22 protein-coding genes are annotated in these 22179 nt (G+C 57.3%); 3 read left to right on the forward strand and 19 right to left on the reverse strand.

The window, feature by feature from the left end; translation table 11 throughout:
- Positions 1-278: 278 nt before the first annotated feature.
- Together N902_RS0111380 and N902_RS0111385 are read right to left on the reverse strand one after the other, a co-directional pair.
- Positions 279-695, reverse strand: a complete 417-nt coding sequence (locus N902_RS0111380) for a secondary thiamine-phosphate synthase enzyme YjbQ (protein ID WP_027371037.1) — start codon at positions 693-695, stop codon at positions 279-281.
- Positions 692-1210: a type 1 glutamine amidotransferase domain-containing protein gene (locus N902_RS0111385; RefSeq protein ID WP_027371038.1), complete on the reverse strand. Its 519-nt coding sequence runs from the start codon at positions 1208-1210 to the stop codon at positions 692-694. Before N902_RS0111385 ends, N902_RS0111380 begins: the two co-directional genes overlap by 4 nt.
- A 231-nt stretch (positions 1211-1441) precedes the next feature.
- Between N902_RS0111385 and N902_RS17575 the strand changes: the two genes are divergently transcribed.
- Positions 1442-1855, forward strand: coding sequence for a metal-dependent hydrolase (locus N902_RS17575; RefSeq protein WP_051564535.1), 414 nt, complete (start codon positions 1442-1444; stop codon positions 1853-1855).
- A gap of 71 nt (positions 1856-1926) precedes the next feature.
- Here the strand turns inward: N902_RS17575 and N902_RS0111395 are convergent, their stop codons facing one another.
- From N902_RS0111395 to N902_RS0111410, 4 genes are all read right to left on the reverse strand, one after another.
- Complete coding sequence (locus N902_RS0111395) at positions 1927-2385, reverse strand: YMGG-like glycine zipper-containing protein (protein ID WP_027371039.1); 459 nt, start codon at positions 2383-2385, stop codon at positions 1927-1929.
- A 92-nt stretch (positions 2386-2477) separates the two neighbouring features.
- Positions 2478-2636, reverse strand: coding sequence for a YqaE/Pmp3 family membrane protein (locus tag N902_RS19285; RefSeq protein WP_034622623.1), 159 nt, complete (start codon positions 2634-2636; stop codon positions 2478-2480).
- A gap of 224 nt (positions 2637-2860) precedes the next feature.
- Complete coding sequence (locus tag N902_RS0111405; RefSeq protein WP_027371040.1) at positions 2861-3292, reverse strand: type II toxin-antitoxin system VapC family toxin; 432 nt, start codon at positions 3290-3292, stop codon at positions 2861-2863.
- A complete protein-coding gene (locus N902_RS0111410; protein WP_208596319.1) occupies positions 3289-3558 on the reverse strand; it encodes a hypothetical protein in 270 nt (89 codons plus the stop codon). Before N902_RS0111410 ends, N902_RS0111405 begins: the two co-directional genes overlap by 4 nt.
- Before the next feature lie 172 nt (positions 3559-3730).
- On the opposite strand from N902_RS0111410, the gene N902_RS0111415 reads away from it, so the two are divergent.
- Together N902_RS0111415 and N902_RS0111420 are read left to right on the forward strand one after the other, a co-directional pair.
- Positions 3731-4006 carry a hypothetical protein gene (locus tag N902_RS0111415; protein ID WP_027371042.1) on the forward strand — a complete coding sequence of 92 codons (276 nt, stop codon included), beginning with the start codon at positions 3731-3733 and terminating at the stop codon, positions 4004-4006.
- Positions 4007-4014: 8 nt separating this feature from the next.
- Entirely contained in the window at positions 4015-4353 is a 339-nt protein-coding gene (locus tag N902_RS0111420) for a hypothetical protein (protein WP_027371043.1), read from the forward strand.
- A 142-nt stretch (positions 4354-4495) separates the two neighbouring features.
- Here N902_RS0111420 and N902_RS0111425 read toward each other — a convergent pair whose 3' ends face one another.
- From N902_RS0111425 to N902_RS17590, 13 genes are all read right to left on the reverse strand, one after another.
- Entirely contained in the window at positions 4496-6010 is a 1515-nt protein-coding gene (locus N902_RS0111425) for a hypothetical protein (protein WP_208596320.1), read from the reverse strand.
- A gap of 321 nt (positions 6011-6331) precedes the next feature.
- Positions 6332-7135, reverse strand: a complete 804-nt coding sequence (locus N902_RS0111430; protein WP_034622626.1) for an outer membrane lipoprotein-sorting protein — start codon at positions 7133-7135, stop codon at positions 6332-6334.
- Positions 7136-7407: 272 nt separating this feature from the next.
- Positions 7408-10263: an efflux RND transporter permease subunit gene (locus N902_RS0111435; protein ID WP_051564537.1), complete on the reverse strand. Its 2856-nt coding sequence runs from the start codon at positions 10261-10263 to the stop codon at positions 7408-7410.
- A gap of 486 nt (positions 10264-10749) precedes the next feature.
- Positions 10750-12099 (reverse strand): Ni/Fe hydrogenase subunit alpha, encoded by a 1350-nt coding sequence (locus N902_RS0111440; protein ID WP_027371047.1) that lies wholly within the window; start codon positions 12097-12099, stop codon positions 10750-10752.
- Positions 12096-13031, reverse strand: coding sequence for an NADH-quinone oxidoreductase subunit B family protein (locus N902_RS0111445; protein WP_027371048.1), 936 nt, complete (start codon positions 13029-13031; stop codon positions 12096-12098). The genes N902_RS0111440 and N902_RS0111445 overlap by 4 nt, the downstream gene beginning before the upstream one ends.
- A 112-nt stretch (positions 13032-13143) precedes the next feature.
- Complete coding sequence (locus tag N902_RS0111450; protein WP_027371049.1) at positions 13144-14259, reverse strand: Coenzyme F420 hydrogenase/dehydrogenase, beta subunit C-terminal domain; 1116 nt, start codon at positions 14257-14259, stop codon at positions 13144-13146.
- Positions 14259-14693, reverse strand: coding sequence for a hydrogenase iron-sulfur subunit (locus N902_RS19730; protein WP_153304201.1), 435 nt, complete (start codon positions 14691-14693; stop codon positions 14259-14261). The genes N902_RS0111450 and N902_RS19730 overlap by 1 nt, the downstream gene beginning before the upstream one ends.
- Positions 14694-14920: 227 nt before the next feature.
- The gene (locus tag N902_RS0111460; RefSeq protein ID WP_208596321.1) at positions 14921-17749 is read right to left on the reverse strand and encodes an FAD-dependent oxidoreductase; all 2829 of its coding nucleotides are present in this window, start codon (positions 17747-17749) and stop codon (positions 14921-14923) included.
- A 36-nt stretch (positions 17750-17785) separates the two neighbouring features.
- Positions 17786-18217: a helix-turn-helix domain-containing protein gene (locus N902_RS20745; RefSeq protein ID WP_208596322.1), complete on the reverse strand. Its 432-nt coding sequence runs from the start codon at positions 18215-18217 to the stop codon at positions 17786-17788.
- 504 nt (positions 18218-18721) lie between these two features.
- On the reverse strand, positions 18722-19603 hold the full coding sequence (locus tag N902_RS0111470; RefSeq protein ID WP_027371052.1) for an amino acid ABC transporter permease: 882 nt from the start codon (positions 19601-19603) through the stop codon (positions 18722-18724).
- 118 nt (positions 19604-19721) lie between these two features.
- Positions 19722-20555: a transporter substrate-binding domain-containing protein gene (locus tag N902_RS0111475; protein WP_084288276.1), complete on the reverse strand. Its 834-nt coding sequence runs from the start codon at positions 20553-20555 to the stop codon at positions 19722-19724.
- A gap of 16 nt (positions 20556-20571) precedes the next feature.
- Positions 20572-21327: an amino acid ABC transporter ATP-binding protein gene (locus tag N902_RS0111480; RefSeq protein WP_027371054.1), complete on the reverse strand. Its 756-nt coding sequence runs from the start codon at positions 21325-21327 to the stop codon at positions 20572-20574.
- Between the two features lie 37 nt (positions 21328-21364).
- Positions 21365-22177, reverse strand: coding sequence for an amino acid ABC transporter permease (locus tag N902_RS17590; protein ID WP_034622630.1), 813 nt, complete (start codon positions 22175-22177; stop codon positions 21365-21367).
- Positions 22178-22179: the final 2 nt, after the last annotated feature.

The following is a 22179-nucleotide window of genomic DNA, read 5'->3' on the forward strand; positions in this document are numbered from 1 at the left end:
GCCTTGTCCCGCGAGGCGCTGAAGGCCTCCTGATTCCGGCTGGATGATAATTTTTCGAATCAGTCCCAACACTGGGATCATCGCCAACCGTGAGCTGAATGGCTGGTCAACGCCTCGCGGGACAAGGCCCCTGAACTTTGGGAAGGGAGTCTGAACGATTGCCTCGTATTCGTTGAACGGGGCTTAATGATTTTGTATCGCCTTGTAATCAGGCCTTGTATATGCTTTTCCACTCCAGGCCCGCCAAAGCGCAGGCAGACTTGGGATGGTCATATCTGCTACTCGCCGATGATCTTGACCAACACCCGTTTCTTGCGGCCCCCATCGAATTCGCCGTAAAAGATCTGCTCCCAGGGACCGAAATCGAGTTTTCCCCGGGTTACGGCCACCACCACCTCCCGACCCATGATCTGGCGCTTCATATGCGCATCGGCATTGTCCTCGCCTTTGTTGTGCCGGTATTGGGAGACGGGCTCATGCGGGGCCAGCTTTTCCAGCCACTCGTCGTAGTCCTGATGCAGCCCGGGTTCGTCGTCGTTTATAAACACCGAGGCAGTGATATGCATTGCATTGACCAGGATCAGACCTTCCTGGACTCCGCTTTCCTCCAGACATTTCTGGACCTCGGGGGTGATATTGATCAGTTCCCTGCGTCCCGGCACATGAAACCACAGTTCCCGGCGGTAATGCCTCATGCCTGCACCTCCAGCACAGAGCGCATAAAGGCCGGCAGGTCGTCGGGGGTCCGGCTGGTGACCAGCTTCTTGTCCACCACCACCTCTTCATCCGTCCATTCCGCACCGGCATGGACCATGTCGTCTTTAATGGCGAAAAACGAGGTCATCCTTCTGCCCTGCAGAACCTTGGCCGAGGCCAGCATCCATCCGGCGTGACATATCGCCCCCACGACCTTGTCCTGTTCCACCATATTTTGAACCAGATCGACCATGCTCCTGTGCCGCCGCATGTGGTCCGGGGCATACCCGCCGGGGATGATCAGGACATCGAAATCAGCTGCATCCGCCTTGTCCGCGCTCAGCGTGGAAGTGGCCGAGGTGCCTGATTTCCCGGCATAGGTCTTCCCTGCCTCCGGCCCCACGACCTGCACCTCCATGCCGGCCTCCAGGAGGCGGTAATAGGGGTAAATGAACTCGTAATCGTTGTACACGTCCTCGACCATAATAATGGCTTTTTTTCCTTGCGTTTTCATGGCATCTTCTCCTTTGGCGTTGTATGAAAAACTGTTATTAGTTATCTGGATCCGATTGGGTAACCACTCCTAGTCGGTATCGGTATCGGTATCGGTATCGAAATCGTTTGTATGCTTCGTTAGCGCAAGCGTGCCTGCGCCTTGGCAGGCATGTCGGTTGGTCCGGATTTTGTGTACTTCGCATGGCCACCGCTCATATGACGATAGAAAATCGCTCAGTCCAGGGACGAGATGAAGGCTGCAACACATCTGGGGTTTAATTTCTTTTTCGGCCTTTCCCTGGGGTTCTCGCCCCTGGGAGCAGCCGTGATGACCGCCGGCGGCATGCTTCCCGACATATGCGACCGCTTCATCGCCCTGGGGAGCAAGACACTGTGGCGCAGCGCTCACCGCACGTTTTCCCATTGGCCCTGGCCCTACCTCGGTGCTGCGCTTTTCCTCCACGGCCCCCTGCAGATATTCTTGTTCGGGGCCCTGCTGCATTGTGTCCTCGATGCCCTGACCCCAACCGGCATCCCGTGGGTCCATCCCCTGGGCGGGAAATGGAAGCGCGGCCTGGGGCTGATCAAGACCGGTTCGTTTTTGGAGCTGGGCGTGATAGCCGGCGCCTTCCTCTTGTGGCAGTTCACATCCTCCGCTGCCTAAGCAAAAGAGGAAGGCCATTCTATCTGTGGTCGCTCCTTTCCGTGTCGAAGAGCCGGTGCATCTCTGACCGGCTACTGCACCAGCTCCCAGCGTCCGTCTGACGTACGGCAGGCCCGGGCCTGGACCTCCTCACGCCGGCCGTCTACCCAAGCGTCAATAACCACATCCCGGCATATTTGGCCCCCTGAACGATAGGCTGGACGAGGGGTGGCCTGAAACCTGTTCCGGGTATCAGGGTTCACCCAGTTGCTGCTCTGATATGAGGGATTGTATTCCAGGGCATTTCCGATCTGGGTCCGGTCGTACTTATCCAGCTCATTGCCGATTGCATACCCGAACAAGGCTCCGATCCCGGCCCCGATCAGAGCGTTTTCCCGTCTGTGCTCGTCATCGTCCGGCCCGAGATGGGACCCGATCAAGGCTCCGGTCAAGCCTCCGGCCACAGTCCCCTGCTGGGCCTTGTCTCCGCAGGCTGAAACCAGCAGAGTGCAGGCCAGGACCAAAAACAGCACTGATTTTCCTCTTCTCATGCTCTCCTCCATTATCGTACCCGCCTGGGTGGCAATGGATCCTGCTCTCCTGACGGATACTTTGTCCGAGCCGGGCAGCATCCAGACTGGGGCTATTTCTTGGCGATCACCCAGACCGCGTGTACAATACCCGGGATATAGCCCAGGATGGTCAGCAGAATATTGACCCAGAAATGCAGCCCAATGCCCACTTGGAGGAATACACCCAGCGGGGGCAAGAGAATGGCAAGTAAAATCCGAACGAAATCCATACAGTACTCCTTGATGATGCGCCTGCAAAAAATATGTTTTTGCAGGCAGTGTTAAGTTTTAAGTTGGAAGTTTTAAGTGAAATCAAAGAGTTGTAAACTCTAATTTGTGTATTTAACCCCAGTCTTCGACTTTTTGCAGTTGAGTCTATCAGGTAAAATCAGGATTCAGATCATTAACAACTGGCAACAGCCTTCACTACTTTGTCCAGACTTCTACTTATTGGTTATGAAGCCAATGGATTTATATGTTGCACACCTGAAAATCTCTTGAAATCATTATCAGCAGAATAAATCCGGGCCCCGTGTTCAATGGCCAGAGCGGCAATATGCGCGTCTGTGGCCAGATTCCCCCCGGATCCATGCAGGAACAATAAGCTGCGCAATATATTCCAGTGAGCGCGGCCAGGCGCAACAATGGTTACGACAGATTGCTGCAGCCATTCATCGATGTAGGCGCTTGCAGTTTCAATACTCAAAGGGTGCTCAAACACCCGCTGGTTTGTGGTGATGCGCAAAAAGGCCAATAAAACCATCCAGGGCAAGCCCACCCTCTCTATTCCGGATAGGGCTTGCTCAAACCAGGTCCGGGCCTGGACATGTCTGGAAAGGTCGCTATTCACAGCATAGAGCAGAAGGTTGACATCAACCAGCATCATTTTCTCTGCTCCAGTTTGTCGCAAATTGCTCTGTTTTCCATTTCATCAGCCAGTTCCAGTGCCTTTTCGAGGTTCAGTCCTGAGCCCGGCTGGCCTAAGGAAGCAGGCTGAAGAGAATAAACACGGGAATCGGGCTGTTCCAAATGATTTATACCCAGAGACAAAGCCTCGTTTACCACCTGTTTCAGGGACTTTCCACTGTTATGGGCCTTCTCTTTGAGTAAGGCCATGATTTGGTCGTCAATCGTCAATGTGGTACGCATCATGACACCTCCTCTCCATACATCATGATGAGATGCTAAGTGAAAAACCATACCTTGTCAAAGTTGATTGCATTCTTCCCCTTGCTCATGTTGAAATTAAATATTAGATGGAAGGTGCTGTCTCATTTATTCTGACAAGCTGTATATTCGATAACATCGAGGCGAGGAGGACCCCATGCACGTCAATGACCAAGAGCTCCGACAAAAGGTTCTGGCCCTGTTCCCGGAAATCGAAAAATACGGACTGAACATGGATCTGCAGTTTGATCAGGGGCAGGATTCCTGGCTGCTCACAGTACAAAAGGGGCAGCAGACCCTGTCCACCCATTTGGAGGAGCCGGATGTGGAGGCCTGTATGAGCGGCAAAGAGTGCTATCATGTGGCCGTGCAGCTCGGCCGCTTTATCCGCAATTATTGTCAAGGCGGCGAGGCCTGCACCCTGGGCCAGTAGGACTGCACATGTACTTGGCCCGCTATCTGTGGTCCGGCCGGTTCTGGTATCAGATCCGGGAATCGATTCAAGACCAGGGAGGATACGTCAGCCAGACCCTCTATGATCTGGGTTCGGATCCGGGAAGCTTGATTGTCTATCCCGGGGGCAACAGCTTCTACCTGGATCAGGATATGGTGGAAACCATCGAAGAAAGGGGCCGGAATGTTCGATATACTGAACTGGAGAACATATTCTGGCCCTTTGTAGAATTCAGCATCAGGCGCAAGCTGCAGGGTTTTCACAACCGGGCCCAGACCAGGCAGAGTCGTAAGCGGCCTCTGCACGATTCAGATGAGCATACCTAAGAGGGCGAATGATTATTCGCCCTTACTCTCCACTCCCCAGTTTCTTGCTGGACCAAGATTGCGGCTTCTTGCTGACTACAAATAACTGATAATTGATAACAGACAACAAGCCGCCAGAGACGGGTCTGTACCTAAACTGGAATCAAAAGGAATACCGCAGGGAGGCATACAGGTTGCTGTTGTCCTCAAACTGGCCGAAGAAGGTCCAGTCTTTCTCCCCGGCAAAGATATTGCCCCCAATCTCCGCAGTCCAGGCGTCGGAGAGCTCATAGCTGGCCCTGGGCCGCAGATAAATGTCCTCGTCCGTTGGGGAGTAGAAGGCGAAAAAGGACAGGGTCAGATCCTGATTCATAAGCAGCTTGGTCAGGCGCAGGGTCAGGACCTGCCGGTCCTCGTCCCTGGCCTCCATCCCTGAAGGAAGGTTGTTCCGATAGGCGCTGTAGTCCTGCATATGCTCCAGATAGTACTGCACCGAGCCGGTCAGCTCGTGGGCCAGTTCCTGCTCGTACCCGGCCAGGAGGCGAAATTCGCTGTTGTTGACAAAGGGATCGTCCCCGTCCCTGTCCTGCTCTGAATCGTAGTATCCGATCTCGATATTGCCTATCCCCGGTCCCACCGGACCCTGCACGCTGGCCCCATAGACATTGAGCTGGGGAAACGTGCTTTTTCCGGTGCCGGGATCGGATCCTCCAGGGCTCTTCCAGTATCCGAAATAGGCATACAGGGCTGTGGTGTACCGGCCCAGGTTCCTATAGGCCCGCAAAGCCCACTCGTCATCCGTAAACCAGTCATCAGGCTTGTGGGTGTGGATCTCATTCTCCGCCCCGGCGATCCGTCCCAGGCCGGGGTGGAAAAAGCTCAGCCGCTCACCGCTGATATACCGGTCCGGGTCGAACTTTGGCGTGTAGACCAGATTGAAATTGGCCACATCCGTGAACCAGCCCACCCGGACGGCATCCCCGGGTGCTTTCAGGTACTCCACATCCCGGCCGATGAGAAAGGACTGCCAGTCCTTGGGAAAGAGATCGTTGATGAACAGCTGATCTCCGGTCCCCCAGGACAAAACCTGCCGCCCGGCCCGAATGTCCACCGAGGAAATTGGGGTCCAGGTCAGCCGCAGCTGCCGCAGGTCGATATCCCCCTCCTCCTCAATCCCGTCCAGGATAAAGTCTGAGCTGACATCCAGCTGGGCATTGGCCTGGTCCCAGTATTTCATTGTCTCCAGCTGCAGCCTGGCCTCAGCCAGGGTCCCATCCTCGGATTGCACTGGGTCCGAGTACAGTCTGGGGCCGGCCCGAAGATCGGCAAATCCATGCACCGGCCAGTCCAGGACCTGACCCCAGACGGATGATTGCCTCTCTGACTGCTCCTGGTCCGTGCCGGCTTTGGACTTCTCTTCAGCAGAGCCGGACAGTCCCCGGGGCACGTCCGGTTCCCCGTCTTCAGGGCTTGTGTCCTCCGCCGCCCCGCCCAAGCCTGAAGGGAGCTGAGGCTCTGGAGCGGTCTTTTCTTTTTTGTCCCCTCCCAGTCCGGCCGGCAGTGAGGGTTCAGCGGCCAGGACCGGGCCCAAAGCAGTGCAGAGGACACATATCCAGCCTAAGGCTGTAATCTGTACTGTTCTCCGGAGGGCATTGCCCAAAGCTTGTCGTTTCTTCATGTCCATCCCGTTGAAGTCAGAGGTCAGAAGTCAGAGGACAGAAAAAAAGCAGCCCCCCTCAAGCTAGTCTTTATTTTCAGTATGTTATAACGCCCCGGTGTCAAGTGTGTGCTATGCTCAGCCTCAAGGAGGGACATGGTGAAAGAACAGTCACGGTTTTGATTTTGTGTTGTGTTTGTACTCTGTGATCCGTAGGGTTTTGAGTACAAATCTGGTAATACCTCTTTGGGGCATTCCAAACCGGTCCTGCTCCCATCCGGTCCCCCCTTGAGGGGGGTTGGGGGGTGTTTCTTACCACATCCGAGGTATAGACATTTGATTCTAGCGCAGATACTTCCGCGGGGCCCGGCGCAGATAGCGCTCGGTGAAGATGTCTTCGGGCAGGCCCAGATTGTACTCCACTGTGTCGTAGGTGAGCACAGTTTGGCTTCCGGAATCCAGATCCTCCATCTGCTGCTTGGTGATGGTGGTGAATCCCTGGATATCCCGCACCTGCTGCACGCTCATCTCCCGGTACATGGTCCCGTCTTCGCGGTAGTATTCGGTTTTGACCGGGATAAAGCTCTCTTTATGCACGTAGTTCAGATAATGATCGAACTCCACCAGTTCCGGTTTCTTGGGCTCGCTTTTGATCACATAGTAGTTGTCCGTGACCTGGGTCAGTTCGTGCTCATCTTCTTCAATCCCCCGACCGGAGACGTCCTCGTAGTAAAAATCTGATCCCACAAAGCTGGTCCGCTCGTCCGAGGCTGCGATGCGCTTGGTCACATCCAGGGCCGGCAGATACAGCCAGCGGTCGTCGTCCTTATCCATGTGCTTCCAGACCATGAACACTGTGCCCCGTTCATCAGCCGGACGGTGAAAATAGACATAGAACTTCTGCTCTGTATCCTCCTCCCCCAGATCCTTGCGCAGGATAGTGAACTCCTTGTTCCGCTCCCGGCCCTGCTGGTCAGTGATGTGCATGGCCACTTCGGCCCTGCCGTCCTGCCCCTGGTAATAGGCCATGTGATTGGCCTTGGCCACAATCTCCATGACCGGAGGGGCATCCTGGGCCCAGGCCAAGCCGGAGCACATGCCCAGAGCCAAAACCACTATCCATATGCTGCACATATACTTGATCATAGGTCCTCCTTTTTCAGCTTTGCCTCCGGCAAATCTGAAATATTTTTTGTCCCAGATGAGCAAAACAATGAAAATCTGCCTATTAATTATCGCTCCCACGCTCTGCGTGGGAGCCGATCTTGACCGCTCCAGCGGTCTTCAGGACGCAGAGCGTCTCGAAAAGTTCCCACGCAGAGCGTGGGAACTATGAATCGCCAGGATCCAACTTGGCCCAAGAGGGCGAATAATCATTCGCCCCTACTCTCCACACGCCAGTGTACCTTTCACCTGCCCTACTCCGTCCCGCATTGCACCCGCCTGGACATAAACCAGCATACGCCCATGAAAATAAGCACTCCGGCCAGGCTGATCCCTGTCCAGCCGGTCCAGCCCAGGCGCACGAACTGAATAAGATTGACCACCACCAGACCACCGACGCACAGCCCGGCCAGGGCCATGGTCCCGCAGCGGCAGGCGAAGGCCAGCTTGGGCTGCTGGGGAAACAAGAGCTTCTGGCCCATTGTGATCAACGCCGGCAGAATACACAAGGTGATTGCTCCGGACAGAAAAAGAATGGAAGCCATAAGCAGCCCAACGGTCTGATACGGAACCAGGGGCGCAGCAAGCAGGGGTGTAAACCCTATGGCAATGACCAGCACGTTGCGCAGTATAGCCCGGGCCGGTTCGCTAAACACTTGGGGTACGGCCTCTTTCCAATTCCCGATCCTTTCCTGCAGCCTGCGCGAACGGACCAGGAAATGGATGGCAAAGTCCACAGCCAGCCCGATGGTCAGGGAGGAAAGCACGGCCACGGGCATGTCGTAGTCTTTGCCGACCAGACCGATGATCCCATAGATCAAGATGACGGTCACGGTCAAAGGGACCATGGACAGCAGGCCCCAGATCCCGGAGCGGAAGAGCACAATCATCATCAGCAAGACCACCAGAAAGCTGCCCAGAAAGGCCTTGAGCATTCCACTGACCATCTTGTCCTGCCAGACCACATTGATATAGGTCAGACCGAACCAATCTTTTTCCAGCTTCACAGGAGGGGGATTGTCCTGCATGTAGCTGTCCACGGCCTGGACCACCCGGCTCATATCCTTGTTGTCTCCGCTCTTGAGCTGAACCCACAGACTGGCCCGCCGATAATCCGGGGTCACGAAGTGCCACAGGTCCTGGGGCCGGTGACTGCTCTGATAGGTGACCAGGGTCTGCCCCACGGCCCGGGCGGAATCCGGAATGGAGAAGGCTTCCTCAGTGCCCAGCAGCTCCCGGTGCACGGTCTTGACGATATCGGTCAGGGCATTGGATTTGCCCACCTCCCCGGTCTCTTGAAGCATGGCCTGCAGATCCGCCATATAGTTCAAAACATCCGGACGCTTGAAGACCTCCCCCCGCTGGGCTTCCTGATCCAGGAAATAGGTGAACTCTTCCCAGGCATAGGCAGTATCCCCGCTGCTCTGTTCGGCATGAGCTTCTATCCATTGCCGCAGCTTTTCAAGCAGACTGGACTTGCTGTCAACCTCGGAAGCCAGAGTCCGGGCCTTACCGGCCACCTCCTCTTCCAGATCTTCAGTTCCCGGCTCCATGGCCTCTTGCTGCACAAAGGTGGACAGACGAGAGATGAACCCGGGGACATAGTCCTTGGGGCCAGGCATTTCCGCTTCAGGACGCAGACAGAGATAGGCCGTATAGGTCCCGCCGAAATGGTCATTCAGGACCCGGTCCGCAACCCGGATGGAGTGATCTTTTTCAAACCATTTTGTGGGGTTGTCGTTGATCTGGATCAGGCTGATGCCATACAGGCCTATCCCGACCAGAATGCCGGCGAATCCGAGATAAACCTTGGCCCGGCGGTACGTGCTGCCCCCGGCCAGCTGAAGCATTCGGGTCAGTATATCCCGTGGTTCAGCTGTCTCCCCGGTATGTGCGGTCCCGAAATTTTGCAAGCGTTTTTCCGGAATAAACATCACATAGGCCGGAATCACGGTCAGGGTCAGAGCCCAGGCCAAAAGAACGCCCAGGGCTACAAACAGTCCAAAGACCTGGACCGGCGGGATGGGGGTCAAGGCCAGGGAGGCGAACCCGGCCGCAGAGGTTATCGAGGTGTAGAGCATGGGCAGAAACAGGGTCTGGACCGTGCCCTTGATGGTCTGCACCCGGTCCCGGGTGCTTTGATAGCGGTCAAAGAACTCAGACAGGATGTGAATGGAGTCCAGCACCGCTATGGGCATGATAAATATGGGGATCATGGAGCTCATGATGTGGATGGTATTACCGGAGGCAACCAAGGCGGACATGGTCACCACCACCGAGACCAGAGCCACGATCATGGGCGAGATAATAAGCAGGACCTGGCGGAAGAAGAAGAGCATGAGCAGGAAGATGACCAGCATGGCCAGGGGAGCGGAAATGGCCATTTGCTTGAACATCTCCACTCCAAACACGTCGTTGGCCACCGGCAGACCGGTGATATGCCACTTTTCTTCTCCGCTGAAGGTTTCAATCTTTTGATTCAGCTGGGACCAAATATCGTAGCTCAGCTTCTTGGCTGTAATGGGCAGATAGATGGCCAGGGCCTTACCGTCCTCAGAAACCAGGGTTCCATCCAGAAAAGGGATGCGCTGGGCATTGTCCCGGATTTGGGCTGCTTCCTCGAAAGTCTGGGGCGGGGAGCTCATCAGCCATTCAAAGCGCACCGTCCCCACCCCGGCCTGCTCGATGTTGTCCACTGTGGACGGAGCGATGATGTCCGGCCGGACCACCCCGGCCTGAGGGTCGTCAGCGCCTACAGCGTCCCCGCGCAGGCCCTGGGCGAACTCGGTCAGCTCATGCACCCGGTGCAAAGTTTCGGGATTAAATACCCCCTGGGGATGTTCCTCATTGACCACCCCGACCACGATCATGTCGTTGAGATTAAAGGTCTCCTTCATCCGGTTATGGAAGACCCGGGCCGGCTCGTCCTGCCGGAGCATGTTTTCCGGATCCGTATCCACCCGGACCGGATGGAAGAAGGAAAAGGTCTGGGGAAACAGGGACGGCAATACGGCCAGCGCGGCCAAAAACACGGTCAGCGCCGCGATGAGTGCAAGGGTCTTCCCCGGGTGCCGGGTGCTGGATGCGGTGAATGCCTTGGACAGGTCCATGTCTGAGCTCCTGGTGCAAGGAATTGATATCCCCTCTGGTTCCCGCGAACCGTTTGGAAATCGTTATTTATGGCTTTGTTTTTGCAGTACAGACCGCAGGAGCACTCCCGATACCCCCCATGCTTAGCGTGGGAACGATACAATCTCCTGCATCCTGGCTTGGCATGGATATTTCTTTGTGCTCAAAAAAGTCCAGCATTGCAACCCATAAAAAAGCGGCTCTTGGACTCAGAAAGGGGCAGGGATCCCCCTTTGGCGGGACTTAGAAAATAGCGGGTCGAAAGTGGGCACACAGAAGAGGTGGCCAACTCCAAACACAGGCTACGACGAAGAATCAAAAAAGCCCGGTCTCACAACCGGGCTTTTTGGGTTCCAAGCGCTGCACAAAGCTCAGCTTGGCCAGTGCCTGAGCACATTATTTTTGGTGTCGTAGATAGTGATGGTGGTCAGGTGATCGCCGTCCAGGCGATGGGTGGCGCAGGAAATTCACGGGTCGTAGGCCCGGACCGCCATCTCAATGGAGTTTAAGATCTCCTCGTTCACCTCCCCCCCGTGGATCAGCGAGCTGGCCGCCTGATGCACGCTCATGTTCATGGGCCCGATATTGTGGGTGGTGCCCACGATCATGTTCGCCCTGGTGATCAGGCCGTTCTCGTCCGTGGAATAGTCGTGAATCAGGGTCCCCCGCGGGGCCTCCACACAACCGACTCCCCGGCCGGCCTTCGGTTCCGCCTGGGTTCGCACGTTCGGGTCCAGGATGTCCTGGTCCTGCAGAAGCTGTAAAGCGTGCTCACAGGCATAGACCTCCTCGATGAGCCGGGCCCAGTGGTAGAGCATGGTGGCCTGGGCCGGACGTCCGAAGCGCTCCCGGAACTCCTCCAGCTCGGCCTGGGCCTTGGGGGTGGGGATGCTGTCCACCACGTTCATCCGGGCCAGGCAGTTGGAGCGGTACATGCCCTTTGGCCGGTCCAGATCCATGCTCACTCCTTCCTGCCAGGACTTGGCATAGGGGATCTTGGCATAGGAATGATCGGCAACATGCTCCCCGATATGCTCGGTGTAGGCTTCAGGGGCAAAATCGTCATAGGTCCCGTCCGGGCGCATGAGCCGGATTTTGCCCTCATACAGACTCAGCCCGCCGGCATCGTCCACCGTGCCCATGAACCCGGTCTGAATCTTCCCCAGGGACTGAATCAGATCCAGATACTGGGGAAAGACCGTGTTCTTGGCAAAGTCCATGGTAAACAGGGCGAAGTCCAGGAGCTCCTGGACCTGGGCCAGCATGTCCGTGCGGTCCTCCTCGGTCATTGGCTTGGCAAACCCTCCGGTCACACCGGCCACTGGATGGATCGCCTTGCCGGCAAAGCGCTCCAGAAGCATTTTGGCCTTCTGCCGCATGCGGACCACCTTGCCGGCCAGATCGGGGTTGGCCTTGGCCAGGCCGATGACGTTCCTGGCCTGGTAGTCCGTGTTCGGTCCCAAAACAAAGTCCGCCGCCGCCAGAAAGAAGAAATGCAGAAGCTTGTCCTCGGCATGGGCGATTGTATGCATCAGCTCGCGCAGCTTGTTGCCCGCAGGAGGGGGAGTGACCCCGAAGCATCCGTCAACTGCCTTGTTCGAGGCCAGATGGTGATGCCAGGGACAGATCCCGCATATCCGGTTCACGATCCGCGGCAGCTCCTCGGCCGGCTTGCCTTCCACAAACTTCTCGAACCCGCGCAGGGACATGATGTGCAGCTTGGTGTCAGCCACTTCCCCGGCATCGTCCAAATGGATGGCGATGGAGGCATGCCCCTCGATGCGGGTCAGAGGGGATATCTTGATGGTTTCGCTCATGAGCGCTCCTTGGAAGCTTTGGGGTGCAACAGGTTGTGGGCCCCGGAAAACCTGAGCAGTGATGTGTATTCGGGCAGAGACTGGATATCCACCCGGTTTGAGGCCAGGGCGCCCAGCATATCCAGCATCTGATTCGACTCCGGCTTGACCGGCCCGTAACATCCCCGGCAGGGGACCCGGGCGGCAATGCATCTGGGAGTGCCCGCCTCACCGCCGCACCCGGCCCGGGTAACCGGCCCCATGCACAGCAGTCCCTGCTCCAGCAGACAGCGCATGTGGTCCAAGGGCTCTTCCGGGGTGTACTTGGCATTCTGCAAAAAACGGCGCAAACGCTTCAGATCGCCCTTTCCTTCCCGCTGGGTGGGACAGGTGTCGCACACGCTCAAGCCGGCCAGTTGCGGCGTCTGTTCCTGAACCACGGCCATGATCGCGGCATAGACCTGATCCGGATGCGGGGCGCATCCCGGCAGGTACATATCCACTGCGATCTTCTCATCCAGGGCATAGGTCCGGTCCAGCAGGGGCGGAACCCCGTTGCTCGGATACTGCCGGCAGGGATCAGTGCTCTCGGTATGGTAGTAACGATCCAGGATCTCTTCCGAGGTCCAGGAGTTGCCCAGGGCCGGGATACCTCCGTGGGTGGCGCAGGTCCCCAGGGCAACGATCACGTCGCACTGCTCGCGCATGGCCTTGGCCACTTCCAGATGTTCCTCGTTACGAATCCCGCCGCTTATTATCCCCACATCAGCCTTGGGGACGGACAGGTGTTTCTCCCGGCCGGTCTGGCCATAGTATTTATGGTCCATGAGCACCGGGATATGCACGAAATCCAAATGCTCCAAAACCTCCAGGAGACGTTCGCCCATATCCAGAAGGCAGATCTCGCATCCGGAACAAGCATTCAGCCATTCCTCAGCTACTTGTATGCTCATTGGGTTCTCCATTATTTAAGCAACTTGTTGGCAGTGGTCTGTCAACAGTGGCCTGCAAAATCTCACTTCGGTTTCCGGTCAGACCACTGACCACCGTCAACTGAGCATCTTTTCAACCCTTCAGCCGCACCTGTGGCCGGCCCAGCTCCTGCCGGTTGTCCTCAGCCCTGGACTTTTTGTGCTCGGTCCAGCTCAGGGCAGCCTTAAAGGCCTGGGTGGCGTACTTGGGGTTGTTTCGATGATCGAAATCCTCCAGGGCTTCGCCCCTGGCATCGGCCAGGATGGCCCGGCCCAGGGGAGTCCGGGCCAGGACCGTGGTCCAGCCCTCATCCGCACCCAGTCCCCCGAAGGACAGGTCCGCGTACTCGGCCGTATAGTCCGGACAATAGCGGCAGGCCACCCGCTTCATGAAGTCCAGCTCATCGAGATTGATGCATCGCACCTCCCCGGACTGCAGATGGACCTGAAAGCTGTCCTTGATATTCATCTTGCGCACATCGTCCCAGCTGAATCCTCCGATCTCGGCCAGCTTCTCCCGTTGCTCCGGTCCGAAGATGAAGTTTCCGGAACAGAAAAGGCCCAGGCAGTAGGCAATGGACTCGGAAGGGACGATCTCCATGGCCTGCATCTTGCGCACGGACTTGATCTGACAGGGGGTGCCCACAAAGGCCACCCGGCGCAGTCCTTTGGACAGGACCGGCTGCAGCTCCTCGATGGAGGCATAGGTCAGATAGCGGTCTGAAAAACGCTTCATGCCATGGGAGGTATCGATGTGAAAGCCCGAAGAATCCAATATCTCTTGGCGGGTAAGGGCCAGAAAGGGTTCGCGCTGGAAGGGGTTGACCTGCCTGGTCACGATGGCCCCGTCGATCCGGCCGCTGTCAAAGAGATGGGTCAACAGCGCGGTCACCGCCCCTCCGTCAGTGGCCTGCTCCCTGATCCGCGGGTCACAGGCCCGCAGGACACTGGTTTCAATGACCCGGCCCATGGGGGCGCTCCAGGTCACCAAGCGCTTGGTTTCCTCTTCAAACTCGTTGATCTCCGGGCAGATGGCGTAGCACAGGCCGCACTCGATGCATTTTTCCATATCTGCATACTGGGGCTTGCCTTCCGCATCCAGCTCCAGGGCCCCGTAATTGATGGCCGTGCAGAACGTGACGCAGCCTCCGCAGCGGTGGCACAGGCCAGGCTTCTGCACTTCCTGGACAAGGTGAAAAAAGGTCTTCATTACGCAGCCTCCTTCTGCCGGTCCTTTTTCAAGGGGTTGGGCCCCAGGGAGCGGATGGTTTCCGTAAACCTGGTCACCACCTCCGCAAACCGAGAGGCTTCGGCTGAAGAGACCCATTCAATGGCCGCCCGCTGGGGGTCGATGCCCTGCTCGGCCAGAACAAGGGGAAGAATCTCTGCCCGGGCCAATGCTTTGTGATTACCGTCCAGGTAATGGCATTCACCCAGGTGTCAGCCCATGACAATGACCCCGTCAGCTCCCTTGCTCAGGGCTTCCGCGACCATTGAGGGGGGGACCATCCCTGAGCACATGACCCGGATGGGCCGCATGTTCGGGGGATACTGCATGCGGGAAACCCCGGCCAGGTCCCCTCCGGCATACGCGCACCAGTTGCACAGAAAACCGATGATCACCGGTTCGAATGTGTCGTCCATACATAGCTCCCTGCTGTATTTTTATGAACTTCAGGGTCCAATGTTCCAGGTTCAGTATCGAGAACTCTTGAATCTGCAACTATAGAGAAAGCCCGCTTTCACGGTCTTCTTTCCTCATACTTCTGCCCTCTGTCTTCTGCCTTCGGTCTTCGGTCTTCTGTCCTCTGACCTCTGACCTCTGTCTTCTGTCTTCTGTCCTCTGTCTTCTGTCTTCAGTCCTCTGTCTTCTAGACCCCGAGAGCCGCATCCACCTGGCTGCGCATCTGCTCCAGGGTGAATCCGTGGACAAGGACCCCGTCCTTGGGGCAGGTGGCCTCGCACAGCCCACAGCCTTTGCACAGCGCCTTGTCCACTGCAATCCGTCTGTGCGTTTCCCCGTTCCTGGAAACCGTTTCCAAGCTGATGGCCTGATAGGGGCAGACATCCAGGCACAGGGCGCATCCGTCGCAGTTCTCCGTAACATAGGACTTGATTGCGTCCAGCTTCATCACCGACCTGGACAAAATGACCCCGGCCCTGGAGGCCGCAGCCTTGGCCTGGGAGATGGACTCACTCAGGTTCTTGGGATAGGTGCACAGCCCGGCGACAAACAGGCCGTCCACGCTCATATCCACAGGCCGCAGCTTGGGGTGGGCCTCGTTCAGAAAGCCGTCCTGGTTCAGGCCGCACTTGTACAGACTGACCAGATCGCTGCTGTCGCTGGGCACAATGGCTGTGGCCAGGACCAGATAAGAGGCCTCAAGGCGCACTCTGTGCTGCAAAATGGAATCGAAAACCTCCACCTGCAGCTCATCCTCTCCGGCTTCCACCTGGGGCAGGTTTTCCAGGTCGTAGCGGATAAACATCACTCCCAGCCCACGGGCCTTGGTGTACAGGTCTTCGTGCCGTCCATAGGTCCGGATGTCCCGATAGAGGACAAAGACATCCAGGTCCGGGTTGCGTTCTTTCAGGCCGATGGCCGACTGCATGGTGTGCGTGCAGCAGATGCGGCTGCAGTACATCCGTTCCGGAATCCGGGAGCCCACGCACTGGATAAAGGCCACGCCCTTGGACTGAGCGGTCTGCTCCAGATTTTCAACAAGCTGGCGGTCGAACTCCAGATGGGTCATGACCCGGCCGTCTTGCCCGTACAGATAGGATTCCGGCTTATGCTCCCGGGCCCCGGTGGCCACAACTGCCGCTCCATAGTCCAGGGTCCTGCTTTCTCCGGCCACATCCACCTGGCTCTGGAAGCTGCCCACAGAGCCGGTTGTGGACTGCACGGATGCCTTGGTCCAGACCTGAATGTCCTGGTGGTTCTCCACCTTATGCACCAGAGACCGAACCCAGGCCGAGACGTCCTCCCCGCTCTCAGTCTGCCCCAGATGCAGGGCATTGCCGCCCAAGCTCCCGCTCTTTTCGATGAGCACCGCGGGATAGCCCTGGTCCGCCAGTTCCAGGGCGGCGGTCATCCCGGCCGCGCCCCCGCCGATGACCAGGGCCTTTTGGGTCACGTTCACCTCCAGCTCGGAAAGGGGCTGATTGCGGGTGACCTTGGCCACCGCCATGCGGACCTGATCCTTGGCCTTGGCCGTGGCTCTTTCCGGCTCCTTCTGGTGGACCCAGGCGTTGTGGTTCCGGATATTGGCCATCTCCACCATGTAGGCGTTCAGCCCGGCCTCTTTCAGGGTGTCCTGAAACAGGGGCTCGTGGGTCCTGGGGGTGCAGGCGGCAATCACAATCCGGTTCAGATTGTTGTCCTTGATCTTTTGGGCCAAAAGCTCCTGGGTGTCTGTGGAGCAGGTAAAGAGATTGTTCTCCACCAACTGCACATAGGGCAGGCCGCGGGCATACTCGGCCACCTCCTGCACATCCACCACCCCGGCGATGTTGATCCCGCAGGAACAGACAAAGACCCCGATCCTGGGCTCCTGCCCGCCGATCTCCATCTCCCGGGGGTAGGTCTTGTCCTGGGTCAGAGAGTTCTTGGCCGGCAAAAGGGACTTGGCCACCTCAGACGCGGCGGTGGAGGCCTGGGTCACTGACCTGGGAATGGCCATGGGGCCTTCAAAGGCCCCGGTGAGGAACACGCCGTCCACAGAGCTGGAGACCGGGGAAAATGTTCCTCCAGCCCCAAACCCGTAATGATCCAGATCAAAGCCGACGATCTGGGCCAGCTTCTTGGCGTCCTTTGCCGGTTCCAGGCCAACGGACAGGACCACCATATCATAGTGCTCCTCGTGCACGGTTCCGTCTTCGGTCACATAGTGCAGGACCGCGCCTTGGTTCTTGGGCCCGGGGAGCACGGTGTGCGGCCTGGAGCGGACGAAATCGATGCCTTTGGACCGGGCCTCTTCATAGTAGCGTTCGAACTCCTTGCCGTGAGTCCGGATGTCCATAAAGAAGATGCGCTGCTCCGGGGCGTCCCCGTGCACATGCTCGGCTGTGACCTGGGCCTGCTTGATGGCGTACATGCAGCACACGCTGGAGCAGTATCCGTTGGCGCAGCGGTTGGTGTTCCGCGAGCCCACGCACTGGATCCAGGCGATCTTTTCCGGCTTAGTGTTGTCCGACGGCCGCTCCAGGTGGCCCATGCACGGGCCGGAGCTGGAGAGGAGCCGTTCATACTCCAGGCTGGTCACAACGTCCGGAATCTGGTCGTAGCCGTATATGTCCATCCCAGTCGGATCATAGGGCTCAAAGCCCGGAGCCAGAATCATGGCCCCCACCTGGATGTCCACCTCCTGCTCCTGGTCCTCGAAATTGATCGCCCCGGTGGGACAGAACTTTTCGCAGGCACGGCATTTGCCCTTGGTCAGATAGATGCAGTGCTGAGGATCGATGGCGTATTTCAAAGGAACGGTCTGCCCGTATTGAATATAGGCCGCCTTGCGTTTGTTCAGGCCCATATTGAAGGCATCGTCCACCTTTTTGGGGCACTTTTCCGCGCACAGCCCGCAGGCTATGCACTTTTCCATGTCCACATAGCGGGGATGCTTTTTCACCGTGACTGTAAAATCGCCCTTTTTCCCCTGCACATCGACCACTTCGGAAAGGGTCAAAAGCTCAATATTCAAGTGCCGACCGCACTCGACCAACTTGGGGGAGATAATTCACATGGCGCAATCGTTGGTGGGGAAGGTCTTGTCCAGTTGGGCCATGGCCCCGCCGATTCCCGGACTCTTCTCCACCATGTACACATAATATCCGCTTTCAGCCAGGTCCAGAGCGGCCTGGATGCCGGCCACTCCCCCGCCGACAACCATGGCCGCGCCTACAGGATTTGTGGGCATACGCACCTCGTCGTTTCCAGATTCCAGAAGGTTATAGAATGTCTCCCGCTTTTTTTCCGGAACAAATTCTTCGATCCGCTGGACCGGGATTTTTTGCCGGGCACAAAAACGGACAAAGTCTTCCAGGGCCACGAAATAGCGCTTGCCGACTGTTTGCTCAGCCGGAAGCCTGCCGCCCTTGATCCAATTCCGGACCGTATTCCGATGGACGTTTAAGGCCTGAGCCAGGGAACTCACTCGAAACTCGATCATGCGCAGATCCTTTGTGCATATTGTGCATTTGGAAAATAACTTCATATTGTGCATTATATGCACGATTGTGTGCACTACCCGAACACAGTGTTCTTGTCAAGAACCTGACCCGGGTAATCAACTCTGGGGTATTCGTGCAGGGGGAATGAGGGCTGAGAGGAGCATGGCCTTGCGAGGCGTCCAGGTCAGCCAGGGAGATTCGAGGGGGGATTTGTCTTAAAAACTGTTATTCGTTAATAGTTGTGAGAATCCAAATCGAAATCGGGATCGCTATCGAAATCGAAAGAATGTGTCATTCGGTGCAGCAGGAACCCGCAGTTTATGGATATCGATCCCGATACCGATAGGGATTACGAACCCGAAGAAAGGAAATCACAACAATGGGTAACCACTTTCAATCGGTATCGAAATCGTTTGTATGCTTCGTTAGGGCAAGCGTGCCTGCGCTTTGGCAGACATGTGGATTGGTAAGGAGGACGCGGTTGCCCGCAACCGCTGTCCATTCTATTCCCGCTTTTGCATGCTCACCTCCACTCTGCGGGCGGCCAGAGAACAGGCGAAGGTGAGCAGAAAGTACATCCCGGTGATCGTGATCCAGACCTCGAAAGTCAAAAAGGTTCCGGCCATGAGCTCCATTCCCTGAAATGTCAAATCCGGAACCGAGATGACTGAGACAATGGCCGAGTCCTTGATGGTGGAGATGAACTGCCCGGTCAGAGGAGGAATGACCCGACGCACGGCCTGAGGCAGTATGACGAAACGCAACTGATCCAGGGAAGACAGCCCCAGGACATGGCCCGCCTCCCATTGACCGCGTTCAATGGATTCAATGCCGGACCGAACGATCTCTGTAATGTAGGCGCCCTCATACAGGGCCAGGGTGCACACTGCTGCGATAAAAACCAGCATGTCGGCGGGATCAGCCCAGATCCAGGACACGATCAGCTGCATGCCTTCCGACTGCCGGCTGAGGAAATCCTGCAGGCCCAGGCTGGGCAGCAGCTGATCGCTAAAGAAGTAGTAGAAGATGAAGACCAGGACCAGGGGAGGCAGGTTACGGCTCAGCCCAACATAGGTCTGGGCCACGAGCCGCTTGAAAAGACTGGGGCTGACCCGGAACATGCCCATGACCACCCCAATGCACAGGGCCAGGAACGTGCTCCAGAAGCTGAGCCGGATGGTGGTGAACAGGCCCTGGAGAAGCACACCCGGCACCCAGTGCCCGCATTCCTGGTCCCAGCGGAGAATGAACTGGGGTATGGCCTCCCACTGCCAGGAGTAGGTCAGTCCTCCGGCCGCAATGCTGCCCAGCCATGCAAGGCCGCAAAAAACAAAGAAAAGTAGCGCTGAATCAAGCCAGGTCCAGCTGACCCCTCGGTGCCACACGCCTCGCTCCCTTACAAATCAGGGACGGATTCACGCCGTCTATGATTTGTAACCTGCTGATACCAAATACCCAATAACAGATAACCAGCCTTTCAGAGGCGGTGCTGACCCCTGACCTCTACTGCACCCTGCTCTTCCACTCCATTGTGGTGAACCAATACTGGTGCCGACTTTTCAGCCATCCTTCGGCCTTTTTGACCCGGATCCAATTGTTCAGGAAATTGATGAAGTCGTAGTCCCCTTTGCGTACGGCAAAGCCGATGGGCTCGGTGGTGAAGGTCTCTCCGTCCAGGGGCAGATAGAGCTGCTTTGAATACTTGATGGCCTGCTGTTCAGGCAGGGGCTGGCTGGCCACCAGGGCATGGGCCCGCTTGGTCAGCAGCTCCTGCAGGGCCTGGGCCTCGTCATCGAACAGGCGCAGCGTGGCTTTGGGCAAATGCGTCTTTGCCGACTGGGCCGCTGTGGTCCCGATCCGGGCCGCTACAGTCACCGAGGGCTTGTTGAAGTCATCCAGGCTGTCATATCCCGGGGCTACATGCCTGTTGGCCACAATGGACATTCCGGAGTGATCGTAGGGGATGCTGAAGTTCACCTTCAGGTTTCGCTGCGGACGAATGCCCATCCCGCCGATAATGATATCGAACTTCCCTGTCAGCAGGGCCGGGATGATTCCGGACCATTTGGTGGGCACAAACTCCGGCTCCACCCCCATATCTTCAGCCAGGGCCCTGGCTACATCGATCTCAAACCCGATAAAATCGCCTTCCTTGTCCTTCATGGCCCAGGGAACAAAGGTGGAAAACCCAACCCGCAAGGCGCCCCGCTGCTGGATCTGTTCCAGGGTGCTTTCCTGGCTCAAGGCAGTCCGTACGTCCTTGGCCTGGGCCATGAAGGCCAGCCCCAGCACCATGCATACTCCAAGTATCGTTACGCGCAGCATCCGCACAGCCATCAGTCCTCCTCCGTGCTTAGAGAATTTTGCTTAAAAAATGCCGGGTCCGTTCATGGTCCGGGTGCTGAAAAAAATGCTCGGTCGGACCCTGCTCCACGATCTTTCCGTCCTCCATGAAGATGACCTGATCCCCGACCTCCCGGGCGAACCCCATCTCATGGGTGACCACAACCATGGTCATTCCTTCCCGGGCCAAGTCCTTCATCACCTGCAGGACGTCGCCGATCATCTCCGGGTCCAGGGCCGAGGTTGCTTCGTCAAAAAGCATGACTGCCGGGCGCATGGCCAACGCCCGGGCAATAGCCGCCCGCTGCTGCTGGCCTCCGGAGAGCTGGGCTGGAAACGTATCGTATTTATCCTCCATGCCCACTTTCTGCAAGAGACTCATGCCCAACTCTTCCGCGTGGCCGCGGCGCATTTTGCGCACCCTTTGCGGGGCGAGGGTGATATTGTCCAGGACAGTCATATGGGGAAAGAGATTGAAGGATTGAAAGACCATCCCCACCTCGGTGCGGATCAGCAAACGATTCTTGGCCTTGCGGTCCAGGGGGATGCCGTCGATGACGATTGATCCGGCATCGATTGTCTCCAATCCGTTCAAGCAGCGAAGGAGGGTGGATTTCCCCGACCCGGAGGGCCCGATAACCACGACAACCTCCTGTTTTTCGATCTGCATATCCACGCCGTCCAAGGCCACAACCCCGTTCGAAAAGCGCTTGCAGATCCCTGTAGCCTGGATAATTGCCTGATCTGCGTCTTTGGCCTGATGCATAATATGATGTAACTGCAATGAGTCCATGGTTGAGTGACTATCCGGCATAGCGCACAGCCAGCCTGCGTTCCAGGGCCCGGGCTGCAAGGGACAGGGATATGGTCAGCACCAGATACATCCCGGCCACTGTAAACCAGACCTCAAAGGCCAGAAAGGTTTCAGCCACCAGGGCCTGCCCCTGCATGGTCAAATCGTAGATGGATATGGTGCTGACCAGAGCCGAATCCTTGACCAGGGAAACCGCCTGCCCGGTCAAGGGCGGGATAATGCGGCGCAGGGCCTGGGGCAGGACCACACGAGCATACATATCCCAGGTGGAGAGACCCAGGCTGTATGCCGCCTCCCATTGCCCCCGGTGGATGGAGACGATGCCTCCACGGAAGATCTCCGAAACGTACGCCCCCTCGAAAAGGCTCAGGGCCAGGACTGCGGAGGCAAAACGGCCCAGACCGAACAAGGGCCCCAGGACAAAGTAGATAAAGAAAATAAGGATAAGCAAAGGGATATTGCGGACCAGCTCCAGATAGACCCTGGCCAGCAAGCGGCCGACGGCGGACGGCAGGAGGCGCAACAGGGCGGTGGCCAGCCCGAGCACCAGGGACACCATCAAAGCGGCACCGGAAATCTTTAAGGTCATGGCCAGACCGATGAGCAGTGGTCCGGCCCGCGGGCGGCCATCCTGGAACCAGAGCACGGCATCATCAAGCCGATACCATTGCCAATTATAGCCTAGATTTTCGGCCCCGCGGCCCGCCAGCCAGATAATAACGCCTACAAGCAGCAGGTAGCGCCCAATGCTCCACCAGGGCTCCCAGGGACGGGCCGTGTTTTGGAAAAAAGGAATGGTCATGG

Origin of the sequence: Desulfovermiculus halophilus DSM 18834 (assembly GCF_000620765.1) — a bacterium.
GTDB classification, from domain to species: Bacteria; Desulfobacterota; Desulfovibrionia; order Desulfovibrionales; family Desulfothermaceae; genus Desulfovermiculus; species Desulfovermiculus halophilus.

Bases quoted from the DNA above. Each gene is read 5' to 3' on its own strand.
- N902_RS0111380 (WP_027371037.1), bottom strand. From the start codon at position 695: ATGAGGCATTACCGCCGGGAACTGTGGTTTCATGTGCCGGGACGCAGG.
- N902_RS0111385 (WP_027371038.1), bottom strand. From the start codon at position 1,210: ATGAAAACGCAAGGAAAAAAAGCCATTATTATGGTCGAGGACGTGTAC.
- N902_RS17575 (WP_051564535.1), top strand. From the start codon at position 1,442: ATGAAGGCTGCAACACATCTGGGGTTTAATTTCTTTTTCGGCCTTTCC.
- N902_RS0111395 (WP_027371039.1), bottom strand. From the start codon at position 2,385: ATGAGAAGAGGAAAATCAGTGCTGTTTTTGGTCCTGGCCTGCACTCTG.
- N902_RS19285 (WP_034622623.1), bottom strand. From the start codon at position 2,636: ATGGATTTCGTTCGGATTTTACTTGCCATTCTCTTGCCCCCGCTGGGT.
- N902_RS0111405 (WP_027371040.1), bottom strand. From the start codon at position 3,292: ATGATGCTGGTTGATGTCAACCTTCTGCTCTATGCTGTGAATAGCGAC.
- N902_RS0111410 (WP_208596319.1), bottom strand. From the start codon at position 3,558: ATGATGCGTACCACATTGACGATTGACGACCAAATCATGGCCTTACTC.
- N902_RS0111415 (WP_027371042.1), top strand. From the start codon at position 3,731: ATGCACGTCAATGACCAAGAGCTCCGACAAAAGGTTCTGGCCCTGTTC.
- N902_RS0111420 (WP_027371043.1), top strand. From the start codon at position 4,015: ATGTACTTGGCCCGCTATCTGTGGTCCGGCCGGTTCTGGTATCAGATC.
- N902_RS0111425 (WP_208596320.1), bottom strand. From the start codon at position 6,010: ATGAAGAAACGACAAGCTTTGGGCAATGCCCTCCGGAGAACAGTACAG.
- N902_RS0111430 (WP_034622626.1), bottom strand. From the start codon at position 7,135: ATGATCAAGTATATGTGCAGCATATGGATAGTGGTTTTGGCTCTGGGC.
- N902_RS0111435 (WP_051564537.1), bottom strand. From the start codon at position 10,263: ATGGACCTGTCCAAGGCATTCACCGCATCCAGCACCCGGCACCCGGGG.
- N902_RS0111440 (WP_027371047.1), bottom strand. From the start codon at position 12,099: ATGAGCGAAACCATCAAGATATCCCCTCTGACCCGCATCGAGGGGCAT.
- N902_RS0111445 (WP_027371048.1), bottom strand. From the start codon at position 13,031: ATGAGCATACAAGTAGCTGAGGAATGGCTGAATGCTTGTTCCGGATGC.
- N902_RS0111450 (WP_027371049.1), bottom strand. From the start codon at position 14,259: ATGAAGACCTTTTTTCACCTTGTCCAGGAAGTGCAGAAGCCTGGCCTG.
- N902_RS20745 (WP_208596322.1), bottom strand. From the start codon at position 18,217: ATGATCGAGTTTCGAGTGAGTTCCCTGGCTCAGGCCTTAAACGTCCAT.
- N902_RS0111475 (WP_084288276.1), bottom strand. From the start codon at position 20,555: ATGGCTGTGCGGATGCTGCGCGTAACGATACTTGGAGTATGCATGGTG.
- N902_RS0111480 (WP_027371054.1), bottom strand. From the start codon at position 21,327: ATGCATCAGGCCAAAGACGCAGATCAGGCAATTATCCAGGCTACAGGG.
- N902_RS17590 (WP_034622630.1), bottom strand. From the start codon at position 22,177: ATGACCATTCCTTTTTTCCAAAACACGGCCCGTCCCTGGGAGCCCTGG.